The organism is Kurthia massiliensis (assembly GCF_000285555.1).
GTDB lineage: Bacteria > Bacillota > Bacilli > Bacillales_A > Planococcaceae > Kurthia > Kurthia massiliensis.
The window spans coordinates 33641-46597 of the sequence record NZ_HE610999.1 but is presented as its reverse complement, the minus strand read 5'-3'; the positions used below and the strand labels follow the sequence as shown (position 1 = coordinate 46597).

At 35.3% G+C, this 12957-nt stretch carries 15 protein-coding genes, 1 pseudogene and 1 CRISPR repeat array; of the genes and pseudogenes, 13 read left to right on the top strand and 3 right to left on the bottom strand.

All coding sequences use genetic code 11. From position 1 onward, the window contains the following. Positions 1-85: 85 nt before the first annotated feature. The 9 genes from cas5c (at position 86) to KMHG_RS19845 (ending at position 7886) form a co-directional block, all read left to right on the top strand. Entirely contained in the window at positions 86-799 is a 714-nt protein-coding gene (gene cas5c / locus KMHG_RS09775) for a type I-C CRISPR-associated protein Cas5c (protein ID WP_044504690.1), read from the top strand. Beyond that, positions 796-2673: a type I-C CRISPR-associated protein Cas8c/Csd1 gene (gene cas8c / locus KMHG_RS09770; protein WP_010289120.1), complete on the top strand. Its 1878-nt coding sequence runs from the start codon at positions 796-798 to the stop codon at positions 2671-2673. Before cas5c ends, cas8c begins: the two co-directional genes overlap by 4 nt. A gap of 6 nt (positions 2674-2679) precedes the next feature. Then, on the top strand, positions 2680-3528 hold the full coding sequence (gene cas7c / locus KMHG_RS09765; RefSeq protein ID WP_010289117.1) for a type I-C CRISPR-associated protein Cas7/Csd2: 849 nt from the start codon (positions 2680-2682) through the stop codon (positions 3526-3528). Then, positions 3515-4174 (top strand): CRISPR-associated protein Cas4, encoded by a 660-nt coding sequence (cas4, locus tag KMHG_RS09760; protein ID WP_010289116.1) that lies wholly within the window; start codon positions 3515-3517, stop codon positions 4172-4174. Before cas7c ends, cas4 begins: the two co-directional genes overlap by 14 nt. Positions 4175-4176: 2 nt before the next feature. Continuing rightward, positions 4177-5208 carry a type I-C CRISPR-associated endonuclease Cas1c gene (gene cas1c, locus KMHG_RS09755; protein WP_010289114.1) on the top strand — a complete coding sequence of 344 codons (1032 nt, stop codon included), beginning with the start codon at positions 4177-4179 and terminating at the stop codon, positions 5206-5208. Between the two features lie 7 nt (positions 5209-5215). Then, positions 5216-5506 carry a CRISPR-associated endonuclease Cas2 gene (gene cas2, locus KMHG_RS09750; protein WP_010289111.1) on the top strand — a complete coding sequence of 97 codons (291 nt, stop codon included), beginning with the start codon at positions 5216-5218 and terminating at the stop codon, positions 5504-5506. A 157-nt stretch (positions 5507-5663) separates the two neighbouring features. Beyond that, positions 5664-6496: a CRISPR direct-repeat array (repeat unit 33 nt; unit sequence GTCTCACCCAAGTACGGGTGAGTGGATTGAAAT). A 133-nt stretch (positions 6497-6629) separates the two neighbouring features. Next, entirely contained in the window at positions 6630-6758 is a 129-nt protein-coding gene (locus KMHG_RS19695; protein WP_261797376.1) for a hypothetical protein, read from the top strand. 520 nt (positions 6759-7278) lie between these two features. Beyond that, positions 7279-7722: a protein rep gene (locus KMHG_RS18400; RefSeq protein WP_049929306.1), complete on the top strand. Its 444-nt coding sequence runs from the start codon at positions 7279-7281 to the stop codon at positions 7720-7722. Next, positions 7719-7886 carry a Rep protein gene (locus tag KMHG_RS19845; RefSeq protein ID WP_010289103.1) on the top strand — a complete coding sequence of 56 codons (168 nt, stop codon included), beginning with the start codon at positions 7719-7721 and terminating at the stop codon, positions 7884-7886. The genes KMHG_RS18400 and KMHG_RS19845 overlap by 4 nt, the downstream gene beginning before the upstream one ends. Before the next feature lie 126 nt (positions 7887-8012). Here KMHG_RS19845 and KMHG_RS17685 read toward each other — a convergent pair whose 3' ends face one another. Further along, positions 8013-8552: a hypothetical protein gene (locus KMHG_RS17685; protein WP_010289102.1), complete on the bottom strand. Its 540-nt coding sequence runs from the start codon at positions 8550-8552 to the stop codon at positions 8013-8015. Positions 8553-8911: 359 nt separating this feature from the next. On the opposite strand from KMHG_RS17685, the pseudogene KMHG_RS17675 reads away from it, so the two are divergent. After that, positions 8912-10011, top strand: a pseudogene (locus tag KMHG_RS17675) (IS3 family transposase). Positions 10012-10241: 230 nt separating this feature from the next. On the opposite strand, the gene KMHG_RS09700 reads toward KMHG_RS17675, so the two are convergent. Further along, positions 10242-10826, bottom strand: coding sequence for a hypothetical protein (locus KMHG_RS09700; protein WP_010289088.1), 585 nt, complete (start codon positions 10824-10826; stop codon positions 10242-10244). 100 nt (positions 10827-10926) lie between these two features. Between KMHG_RS09700 and KMHG_RS09695 the strand changes: the two genes are divergently transcribed. Genes KMHG_RS09695 through KMHG_RS09685 form a run of 3 tightly spaced genes read left to right on the top strand, consistent with a single transcriptional unit; the run spans position 10927 to position 12453 of the window. Next, positions 10927-11433, top strand: coding sequence for a sigma-70 family RNA polymerase sigma factor (locus tag KMHG_RS09695; protein ID WP_010289087.1), 507 nt, complete (start codon positions 10927-10929; stop codon positions 11431-11433). Continuing rightward, positions 11426-12097, top strand: coding sequence for a hypothetical protein (locus tag KMHG_RS09690; RefSeq protein WP_010289086.1), 672 nt, complete (start codon positions 11426-11428; stop codon positions 12095-12097). The genes KMHG_RS09695 and KMHG_RS09690 overlap by 8 nt, the downstream gene beginning before the upstream one ends. Positions 12098-12102: 5 nt before the next feature. Beyond that, a complete protein-coding gene (locus KMHG_RS09685) occupies positions 12103-12453 on the top strand; it encodes a hypothetical protein (protein WP_010289084.1) in 351 nt (116 codons plus the stop codon). A 45-nt stretch (positions 12454-12498) separates the two neighbouring features. Here KMHG_RS09685 and KMHG_RS09680 read toward each other — a convergent pair. After that, a partial coding sequence (locus tag KMHG_RS09680) for a GNAT family N-acetyltransferase (protein WP_010289080.1) occupies positions 12499-12957 on the bottom strand: 459 nt, incomplete at its 5' end.

The window sequence follows — 12957 nt, the reverse complement described above, 5'->3', positions numbered from 1 at the left end:
ACTAATAAAGTCAAAAATGAGTTATTTACTTTTTAAGGAATAAAGTGGAAAATTTATGTTAATTAGGAGGTGTTTTATGACAGTTATGAGAAACCGAATTGAATATGTAGTCTATGGTGAGTATGGATTATTTACTGACCCCCAAATGAAATTAGGTGGAGAAAAAATGACGATGCAGATTCCAACTTATGAGGCATTAAAAGGGATAACTGAATCAATTTATTGGAAGCCTAGTATTATTTGGTTCATAGATGAGGTACGTATTATGAACCCGATTCAAATGGAGTCTAAAGGAATTCGTCCCATCGAATATGGCGGTGGAAATACTTTAGCAAATTATACGTATTTAAGAAGACCTTGTTATCAAGTGCGCGCTCATTTTGAATTTAATGAAGCACGACCAGATTTATCAGCAGACTTTAACGAAAATAAACACCACAATATTGCGAAACGTTGTGTTAAGGCAGGCGGTAGAAGAGATATTTTTCTCGGCACACGTGAATGCCAGGGTTATGTAGAGTCTTGTGAATTTGGTGAAGGTGAAGGCGCTTATGATCAAGTTACGTTAGATTTCTCAACGATGGTTCATGGAATTACTTATCCAGATGAACGTAGTGAGAATAATATGATGCAATTAAGATTGTGGCAACCAAAAATGGTCAATGGCGTGATCAAATTTATTCGTCCAGATGAATGTACGCTTGTAAAAGATATTCGAGAATTTGTACCAAAATCATTTGTCATCGGAGAAAATATGCAATCTGTAGAAGAGACAGAAAAAGAGGTGACACGTCCTTGAATTTCTTAAATGCTTTATGCGAAACGTATGATGCAAACTTACAACGTGTAGGTATAGAAGAAGTAAAGGTGGTCAAAGATAAAGAAATTAAACATATGCTTTTACCAATTTCTCATACTACACAAACAGCACATATTGAAGTGCTTGTTACGCTAGAAGGTGAACTATATGATGCGTATGTTATTCCAAAAATAAACACGGTTATTCCTTTTACTGAAGCTTCAGGTAGCCGTTCTGGAACGACAGCGAGACTAAAACCTCATATGTTACATGATAAGTTGATTTCTGTTGCGGGTGATTATAGTGATTACACTAGTGAAAATGTTGCTGACAGTTTCGACGTTTATATTAAACAATTGCAAAATTGGTGTGAATCTAATTTTAGCCATCCTTATGTACAAGCCATTTATAATTATTTGAAAAAGAAACAATTAATTCATGACTTAGTAGAGAAAAAAATTCTTTATGTAGATGAACAAAATAAATTGTTAAAAAAATGGACGAGTAAGGAAGAAAAGCCTGAAATATTTAAACAAATTACAGGAGAACAAAAAACTGCTTTTGTGAGATTTTCTATTCATATTCCAGGTGAAGTAGTGGAACCATTATGGTCAAATCAAGAGGTTTTTAAAAGCTATCAAATGTATTATGAAACAAAGTTAAAAGAAAAAGATCTTTGTTACATCACGGGAGAATATTTACCCTTTACTACTCAACACCCTGGGAAAATTAGAAACTCCGGTGATATGACGAAATTAATTTCATCTAACGATCAGTCAGGATTCACTTTTAGAGGAAGATTTACAGATGCTAGTCAAGTAGCCACAGTGAGTTATGTAGTATCTCAAAAAGCACATAATGCATTAAAGTGGCTTATTGAAAGACAAGGGAAGATTATAGATGGACGCGTATTTTTAGCGTGGGGTACCAAACATTTAAACATCGATACACCTATTAAAAAACCGAGATTTAAAAAGAAAATTCACACAGAAGCAAATACAGAACAGTCCATCGCAAAAGAATATCAAAAATTACTTGCCGGTTATCAATCAAATATCTCATTGGATTTAGATAATCAAGTGTTTGTAATGACACTTGATGCTGCAACACCTGGTCGTTTAGCGGTTCTTTACTATAGATCTTTCAATGCACAAGAATATTTTGAAAGACTAAAAAAATGGCATGAGGAAGCAGAGTGGCGACAAAGTTATTATGATGTAACTGAAAATAAGCGTAAACACTTTATTGGCGCACCAACTTTAGAAACCATTGCTAAATTAGCTTTTGCACCACGTCCTAGTGATAAATTGATCAAAGGAACTATTGAAAGACTATTACCTTGTATTTTAGATGGGCGTGCTATCCCAAATGATATTGTAAGAAATGCTATACAAAGAGCTTCCAATCCAGTGGCATATAGTGATTTTGAATGGGAAGAAATCCTACAAGTAGCTTGTTCTTTAGTGAAAAAACAGAATAATGAGAAAGGAGTTTATGTAGATATGACTTTAAATCAACAAAATAAAGATCGTAGTTATTTATTTGGAAGATTATTGGCAGTTGCGGATCAATTAGAGAAAAAAGCAATGTTTTCTTCAAATAATGATGAAACGCGCGTAACGAATGCTATACGTTATATGAATGCATTTAGCACACAACCTTATCGTACATGGACAACACTGCATAATAGTTTACAACCTTACATTACACGTTTAGGCAATAACTCTGATTATTATTTAAAAGTTATTGGGGAGATTACAGATTTATTTGAAGAAGGTACGTTTAATAATAGGCCATTAAATGGTGATTATTTGTTAGGCTTTTACAATCAACGTCAACATTTTTATGTGAAAAAAGAACAAGCGGAGGTATAAATTGACATGACAGTATTAGATCATAAAATCGACTTTTCAGTTATTTTTACGGTGAAAAATGCAAACCCAAACGGCGATCCTTTAAACGGTAATCGTCCACGTCAAAACTTTGATGGCTATGGAGAAGTCTCAGATGTAGCGATTAAAAGAAAAATTCGTAATCGTGCGCAAGATTTATTAGAAAATATTTTTGTACAGTCAAACGATAATACAACAGATGGGTTTAAAAGCTTACGTGAGAGAGCGAACACCAATGAAACATTAAAAGAAGCTGAAAAAGCAAAAGATGAAGTTTTATTTGCAAAAGCAGCTTGTGAAGCGTGGTATGATGTGCGAGCTTTTGGACAAGTTTTTGCATTTAAAGCGGAGAAAAAGGGTGCTGGTGTATCAGTAGGTATTAGAGGTCCAGTCTCTATTCATCCAGCAATTAGTATTGAACCAATTAATATTGTAAGTACTCAAATTACTAAAAGTACAAACTCTGAGCCAGGCGAGAAGAAAGGTTCAGATACAATGGGTATGAAACATCGTGTGGAAAGTGGTGTTTATCGTTTTTCAGGGAGTATTAATACACAACTAGCTGAAAAAACTGGTTTCACAAATGAAGATGCAGAACGTCTAAAAGAAATTTTACAAACTTTATTCGAAAATGATGCTTCATCTGCTCGTCCAGAAGGATCTATTGAAGTACGGAAGGTTTTCTGGTGGGAACATGCAAGCAAACTAGGAAATTATTCTTCTGCAAAAGTCCATCGATCGTTAAAAATTGAGCCAAAAAGTAATATAGACGAGCCATTTACTTATACAATTGAAGAATTAGATGGTTTACCTGTACAGGTATATGAAGGAATTTAATGAAGAAGCTGAATACTTGATGCTATCAGGAATTCAGCATTTTCAGTTTTGTAGAAGACAATGGGCTTTAATTCATATTGAACAACAGTGGGCGGAAAATGTAAAAACTGTAGAAGGAATGTTTGTACATGAAAGAGCAGACCAACCAATGTTACGTGAGAAACGTGGGAGTAAGTTAATTGTTCGTGCATTACCTGTAAAATCAAATACATTAAAAGTAACTGGTATTTGTGATGTAGTAGAGTTTATTGAAGATAAAAACGGTATAAATTTGTATGGAGAAGAAGGAACTTATCAACCTTATCCCGTGGAATATAAAAGAGGAAAGCCTAAAAAAGGTCAGGAAGACATTTTACAACTTGCTGCTCAATGTATGTGTTTAGAGGAAATGCTGATGTGTCATATTCCGAAGGCATACATATTTTATAATGAAGTGAAAAAAAGAATAGAAATAGAAATTTCTTCGGAAATCAGAGAAAAAGTGAAAAATGTCTTTAATGAAATGCATCAATATTATGAAAGACGGTACACACCTAAAGTAAGAGTAGGAAAACATTGTGATTCATGTTCTTTAAACAATATTTGCTTACCGATTTTAAATGGAAGTCAGGAACCTGTACGTCGTTATTTAGAGAGGTATTTATAAATATGAAAAAATTATTAAATACAATTTATGTGACGCAAGACAATGTTTATTTATCCTTGAATGGAGATAATGTTGTGTTATTACAAGATGAACAAACATTGGGGAGAGTACCGTTACATAATATAGAGGGAATTTGTACGTTTGGCAGGCAAGGTGCAAGTCCAGCATTAATGCATAGATGTGCTAAAGATCAAATTGCATTAAGCTTCTTCAATCCAAATGGCAGATTTTTAGCACGTGTAACTGGTGAAACACATGGTAATGTAGTGTTAAGAAAAACGCAATATAGTATATCAGCAGAGGAAGGTCTTTCTGCTCAGATTGCAAAGAATATGATATTTGCTAAAGTTTCTAATCAAAAATGGATTATTGAGCGTGCTACTCGGGACCATGCTTTGAGATTAAATGTCGATAAATTCAAAAAAATTTCTTCCAATCTAACATTATTAATGAAAGAAATACTAGAAGTAAGCGATTTAGAGCGATTACGTGGTCTAGAAGGGCAAGCAGCAAGATATTATTTTAGCATTTTTGATGAATTAATTTTACAACAAAAAAATGACTTCTTCTTTTTACATCGTTCAAGAAGACCTCCTTTAGATTATGTGAATGCATTATTATCATTTGCGTATACACTATTAGTACATGATGTACAATCAGCTCTAGAAGGCGTAGGTTTAGATAGTTACGTGGGTTTTTTACATCGAGATAGACCTGGAAGAGCATCCTTAGCATTAGACATGATGGAAGAATTACGAGGTGTTGTTGCAGATAGATTCGTTTTAACTTTGATTAATAAAAAAATTATTACATCAAAGGATTTCATACAAAAAGAAAATGGTGCCGTTCTATTAGCTGATGATGGAAGAAAAAAATTTTTAAAAGAATGGCAATTAAGCAAAATGCAAGGGTTAACACATCCAAGATTAAAAGAAAAAATAAACTGGGGGTTAGTCCCTCATGCTCAAGCACAATTATTAGCCAGACATCTAAGAGGAGATGTTGAGGAGTACGCACCTTTTTTATGGAAGTAGGTGTATGGTGTTAGTCTTAGTAACTTATGATGTAAGCACAAAAACGTCGGCAGGTAGAAAACGTTTAAGACAAGTGGCTAAAATTTGTTGTAACTCAGGTGTACGTGTCCAAAATTCTGTATTTGAATGTATCGTAGACCAAACTCAATTTATAATTTTGAAGAAAGAAATAGCTAATATAATAGACCCGACAGAAGATAGTATTCGTTTTTATAGATTAGGAAATCAATACAAATCCAAAGTAGAACATATAGGGACGAAACAAAGTATTAATGTAGAAGATCCTTTGATTTTTTAGTGCGAATATATAGCTATCATGAATTTCCTAGGGGATTCGCACCTATTTTCTTAACTTTTAAATTAAAAATTAATATATTATTTATTTTTAAAGAAATGATTAACTAAAAAAACTGTATTTTTTTATAAAAAATGTAGCTTTTAGCGATTTTTTCGCTGTCTCACCCAAGTACGGGTGAGTGGATTGAAATTATGATCGCCAATTCCTAACACCGTGCGAATTATCGTCTCACCCAAGTACGGGTGAGTGGATTGAAATTTGTCTAATAACTCGTTGTTAACAGCAAAGTTAATGTCTCACCCAAGTACGGGTGAGTGGATTGAAATCATCAGTCCACCGACGGCTGTACCCGCTACTTTGTCTCACCCAAGTACGGGTGAGTGGATTGAAATTCCGCGTTTTTGATTGCAAGGATAAGAATAAAAACGTCTCACCCAAGTACGGGTGAGTGGATTGAAATACCTGAACTGTGCAATAGCATTGTTTCGACACGTCTCACCCAAGTACGGGTGAGTGGATTGAAATCACGATGCCCTGTGCCACTTCCACTGTTGTTACCTCGTCTCACCCAAGTACGGGTGAGTGGATTGAAATACCTGAACTGTGCAATAGCATTGTTTCGACACGTCTCACCCAAGTACGGGTGAGTGGATTGAAATAAATTATTGGAGGGTTAAAGATGACAGCAGTAAGTCTCACCCAAGTACGGGTGAGTGGATTGAAATCACAAACAACGAGGCATATTATTATTTTTGTGTCGTCTCACCCAAGTACGGGTGAGTGGATTGAAATAATGTGTGCTGTTGCTTTGATTTTTTCTAAGATGTCTCACCCAAGTACGGGTGAGTGGATTGAAATTCGTATGGAATACCTAGCAACGACAGGGTTAACGTCTCACCCAAGTACGGGTGAGTGGATTGAAATATTGCATCTGCGTTGAGTTGTACGTCTAAGATGGTCTCACCCAAGTACGGGTGAGTGGATTGAAATCTTCGGTTTTGCGAATAAATGCGCTAATTGCGCCTAGTCTCACCCAAGTACGGGGGAACTGACCTAAAGAATTGAGACAACATAAAAAGAGAAAGACACTTTCAGGGTACAAAAACTTTGGAGGTGTTTTTTGATGGGTAAAAAACAAGTATATTCGTATGAAACAAAAATAAAAGCGATTGAAATGAAATTAACACAAGTGCCAACAAAAGAAGTGAAGGAGGTATGGGGGATTAAAAATGAAACACAAATCTATCAGTAGGCGAAATGGTTTAAAGATGGGGAGTTGCATCGATTAGAACAGCTAATTGGCAAGCAATATAGCTATAGTAAAGGACCTTATGAAGAAGGCATGAGTGAGATGGAACAGTTAAAAATTAAAAATGAAGTGTTAGCTATTCAAAATACCTTACTAAAAAAGTACAGCGAATGGAAAAGGAAGGGATGAAGCAAATTTCATTCCAAATTATCAAGATATTAAGTGAACGATTCCCTTTGAAACAAGTATCAGCAGCAGTAGGAGTCGCACGTTCAACCCATTACCTATGGAAACAAGCCCCTCCAACAAAGAAAAAGCACCACCTAGAAAACAAAATTTATAAACTTTGTCGTAAACACCGGCTCCAGTATGGTTATCGTAAAATCAGTGCGCTTCTTCAACAAACGCACGGTGCAGCGTATAATGCGTGAGAATGGTTGGAACTGTATTGTAAAACCGAAAAAGTATCATCATAAACCGGGAACTGCCGCAATTGTGGCAGAAAATGTATTAAACAGGGATTTTGCAGCGAGACGCCAGCTTAAAGTGCAAAACATTTTATCTTGAAGGTCATGAGCTGAAAAATACAATGGATCAAATGACAAAAGCATGGAATAGATTTTCTGGTTATGCAAAATTTAAAAAATCGGTGAAAGGTTATTTTCGAGCGATGGAAGTAACGCGTAACCGTAAATATACAAGTGAAAACTATGGTACATATCATCCTCAATTCCATGTTTTAATGGCGGTTCCAAATGATTATTTTGGACGTAATTATATAAAGCAAGCTGATTGGGCAGCGATGTGGAAAAAGGCAATGAAATTAGATTATATGCCGATTGTAAATGTGGAACGAGTGAAAGCTAAAAAGGATTCTACAAATATTGTTGAAATAGACGAAGAGATACAAGAAGCCATTGCAGAGCAGAAGAGAAAGCAGTCTTTGAAGTTTCAAAATATCCAGTGAAAGATTCGGATATTATTAAAGGGGATCGAGTAACACTGACAAATATTGAAACGGTGGTTCATTTGGATAAAGCTTTAGCTTATAAACGATTAATTTCGTATGGTGGAATTTTAAAAGAAATACATAAGGAATTAGATTTAAGTGACGCAGAAAATGGCAATTGATTCATATTGATGATTCAAATGATGTTGCAAATGGTGCGATAGATGTCATGGCATATTGGCATGTTGGATTAAAAAATTATGTAATTAGACACAGTCAGTTATTTTAGGATTTTTTCTTTAAATTTTTTAAACGCCTATTTTTTTGTATTCGGTGTATATATGTTTTGATCTTTTTTTGTCTGAATAGTATTTGATTATTGCGTATCTATTAGCTCCTGTTGAATCATTACATAATCTTTGTTGGACTGTCATATATACAGTTGAATTTTTACTTACAAATCCTGCATAAACAGCACCTAATCCAGATGACATTAGTGCACCTAATTTACCTTTAGTCATATAAGCTAACAAACCAGCAGCTGAACCACCTACGAATAATTTAATAGCATAATCCGTATTATCGTAGTTTTTAGAGCTTGTATTTTCTGATTTTACAATTTTACAAAGGTTTGTAAAATCTCCAGGTAAATCCATTGTTGTTATATTATCACTGTTTGAATTGTTAAGTACTTCTTCTAATAAACAATTTTCTAAAACTTCATTTTTGTCTTCAATTGATGAAGGTTTAATTAAAGGGACGTCACTCTCTTTAGCGTTACTTATAATTGGCATAATTAGATTAAGAAATAAAATTGCTATAATTACTGATATTAATTTTTTATACATTTAATCACCACCTTTTCTTTGTATTACCATTTTTGTTAATATAAATGGGGAAAGGAGATGTTTTTTTGAAATTTTTTTATGCAATGTTGTTGGGTGGAGTAAGCGCAATTATAATTGGTTTCTTTTTAAATGATATTCCTTTAATTTTTAAATTTTTAATTGGAGTTATTACGGGTTTTTTAATAATTTCATTAAAGAATACTAAAGACAGTTGATTTATATAAGTTAGGTGCAAAAAAATCTGTAAATCATTGAGAAAGTATAAGACAAGTACTTGTTGGAACTGACCTAAAAATCTGAGACAACATAAAAAGATAAAGACACTTTCAAGGGTATAAAATCTTTGTAGGTGTTTTTTGATGAGTAAAAAACAAGTATATTCATACGAAACAAAAATGAAAGTGATCAAGATGAAGTTGGCACAAGTGCCAGTGAAAGAAATTATGAACGTATGTGGGATTAAGAATGACAGTCAAATTTGTCAATGGTAAAGTGGTATAAAAATGGTGATTTACATCGTTTACAACAACCAATCGGTAAACAATATCGTTTTGGAAAAGGACCGTTTGAAGAAGAATTAGATGAACTAACAGCGTTAAAGTTAAAAAATGAAATACTAACGATTCAAATGAAGCTTTTAAAAAAGTACATCGTATCGGGAAGGAAGTGATTCAACAAATCTTTTTTCAAACTATCGAAACATTACGCGAAAGATTTCCACTTAAAGACGGGCTAAAAGCAGTTAACGTGGCACGTGCAACCTATTATAGATGGAGAAAATCACCACCAAAAAAGAAGAAGCACCACTTAGAAAACACAATTCGTGAACTTTGTATAAAACATCGATTCCGCTATGGCTATCGCAAAATCAGTGCGCTTCTTCAACAAGAACACACCATTAGTAAAGGCACTTTACAACGTATTATGCGTGATCATGAGTGGCAGTGTGTCGTGAAAAAGAAACGATATCGTCAAAAGCCTGACAGGACTGCAATCGTTGCCGAAAATATTTTAAATCGTCATTTTACGACAGATCGTCCTCTTCAAAAAACTCGTAACCGATGTGACCTACTTGCCTTTTGGGGATAAACTATTATATCTTTCAACTATTATGGATGTGTTTAATCGAGAAATTATTGCTTATACGATTCATGATAAACAAGACACCGCATTCGCATTAGATACGCTAAACCAACTACAAGACCTACCGTCAGGTTGTGTGCTACATAGTGATCAAGGGTCTGTCTATACATCGCATGAATATCAACAAGCGGTCAAACAAAAAGGCGTTATCATGAGCATGTCCCGTAAAGGAACGCCCGCTGATAACGCCATCATTGAAACGTTCCACGCCAGCTTAAAGTGTGAAACGTTTTATCTTGAAGGGCTTTTGAGAACAACAAATGAAGTTGTCATTCAAACCGTTCAAGCATACATCAACTACTATAATAATACTTGAATTTTGGCAAAGTTAAACCACCTTTCTCCAGTACAGCACCGGAAAAAGATGGTTCAACAAAAATTTGACGGCGACTCCTAGTGGAAAAGCATGAGCAGAAGACCCCACAGAGAGCTTGCGAGCGAGGAGGCTTCTGCCATGGAAAGCGTCCGTCAAATTCAGCTAAAAAGAAGTGTCTTTTTCACTGTCTCACTTTTGTGGGTCAGTTCTATAAAGCGGTCCATTTTTTATTATTTTTTAACTTTGTAGAGGACATAGGTTGTTTTATACTCACCTTGATATAACGTTTGAGTTTTAACTTTCCCACGATTTTTTACATAATATGAAATCGTATTTTCACCGTATTGTTTTACCCAAATTTTAATTGCTTTTTGATATGTACCATTTAGCGTTTTTACTTTTGCATTTGTCGATAAAATTTTATACGGATTTTGACTAAAGTCGCTACCTTCTAAATGTCCTGTTTGACCTTTTTTCACAGTCGCAGGCAATAAATCCCAAAAACGAATGCTACCATTTTGGAAATTATATTTTGTACCACCAGCGGCAGTTAATCCGTATGTTTTATGATAATCATAGCTTGTATAAACATCTCCTTGAGATAGGTCTTGCCAAGTTCCTTTCATAGCACCAGATTTCACTAATTTTTCGTTCCATATGTGTGTTTGTTTCCCTTTTTTATCGAACTCTTTAAAGACATAGTGTGAATAAGATTTTGACGGCTGATACGCCTTCGTACTCATTGCTGCTGAAGCAGTTGTCGATGAGAACAATAGTGCAGCAGTTCCCGCGACAATCATACATAATTTTTTCATCGTTTTGCCTCCCTTTTGCTTTATTATAAAATAAATTTTTAAAAAAGTTGGATAAATTTTGCATACATTCGTCTAATATGTAGAAGAGGAAGTGATAGCGATGGACGAGCAGTGGCAATCAATTGTCGATACGTATACGCGCCCACTCTTACATATGAGTTATCTCTATGTGAAAGATTTTCATGCGGCAGAGGATATTGTACAAGATGTGTTCGTAACGTTTTTTGAAAAACAGACGCAATTTCGTGAACAATCATCGTTGCAAACGTATTTAACGCGCATGACGATTAATCGCTCGAAAGATTACTTGAAGAGTTGGCGTTACCGAACGCATCAGTTGACGAATTATTTTACGGCGAGCTATCGGCAACAAAATTACGTTGTGGAAGAAGAGGAACGGTTAGCAATTGCAGAAGCGGTACTCGCATTGCCGATGAAATATCGTGAAATGATTATTTTATATTTTTATGAACATTACACATTAAAAGAAATTGCGGCATTACTACATTTAGCACCAAGTACCGTTCATTATCGTTTTCAAAAGGCACAACAAAAATTAAAAATCGCATTAAGTGATACAGAATGGGAGTTGTTATTTCATGAATGACATTGAAAAGCAGCTACGACAAAAAATTGGGGATACGACTGCAAGTGAACAACGCATTCGACAACATGTCATAACGAAACGAAAACAGAAGCCTCGACGAATCTGGTGGATCGCACCGATTGTTATCGCAGTAATGTGTATTACGTTTATGACGTTACAGCGACCGCCATCACAAACGGCAACAATCGTTGAAACGAAAACGATGACTGAGGAAAAAACAGGCGCGACAAAAATGGTTACTGTTGATTTTTATGACACATTAATGACGTATTTAAACGACGGGAAAGCGACGACGCTATATTTTACGCCATCTCAACTGTTTGAAGGGGATTACATTACTACAAAGTGTGGCGCGGCGTTTTGTGAACTTGCAATGGGTTTACAAAAACACACAACGGATTATGTAGCGACGTTTGGCGAAGCAACGTTAATCGATGAACAGTTATCGCCAGATAGTAAATTGATTTTATTGTTGCTACAAACGGAAAAAGGGTATCGGCTCGCATTCATTGACCGAACATTTGAATTAGATCCGCCAGAAGTGAAAAAAACGTATGAACAAGTAGCGAGCGTGCAGTGGAAAACGCCAACGCGTATCGTATTAACATTCCAAGACGGACGTAAAAAACAACTACACATACAACGGTATGATGTGAAGGAGTGATGGAGATGAAAGGACTATTAGTAGCTATGTTAGTCATCTTATTAGCAGGTTGTAGCGGCGTGAAAAATCCATTAGAAGGACAACAACTTGTCGGGCGTGACAATCAAATGAAAGTCATGACGTTTGATGGCAACACATTAGAAATCCAAAAAGGAACAACGAACGTAAAACCTTACATGGATACGCAAAAATCGACGACAGTTGAAAAGAAGACGTATAAAAACGTAGTTGTAAAAGTTAAAGGTGATACGTATATGATTACGGGAGAAAATGTATCGATGAAATTGAAGAAAACAGGGAAACGCATTGTCGAAGATGAAAATGGCGAAGAATATATCACATCAGCACCACTATAACGGCGAAAAAGCATGAAAGAATCATTCCTTCATGCTTTTTTTGATTTAATCAAGGGCATCTACCCAGAGCTCCATCCAACTGTCATTTTCGATAAAACCATATTTTTGATATACCGGTTTCCCAATCGTTGATGATTCTAAAAATAACTTCCGCACATTACGGCGTTTTGCTTCAACGACGAGTCGATTTAACAACGCTGGTGCAAAACCTTGCCCGCGATAAGTAGGGTCTGTGAATACATTCGTGACGTATGCACGTAGGCCACTTTTATTCATAAAGCTTGGTGGAAATTCATAAAATAATACACCCGCTGTCGCAATGATTTGATCTTGTTCTTCAATGACCCATTGCACGAGGGTTTCATTACCGAAATGTTTCGCAAAAAAATGATGTAGCTCCGTTTCAATTAACTCTTCTGCAGTTTGTCCTTCGTCGATTAATTGGCGTTGGCGAAGGTCTACGAGTTGGTCAATATCTGAAGCAGTAGCAATTCGAGATAACAT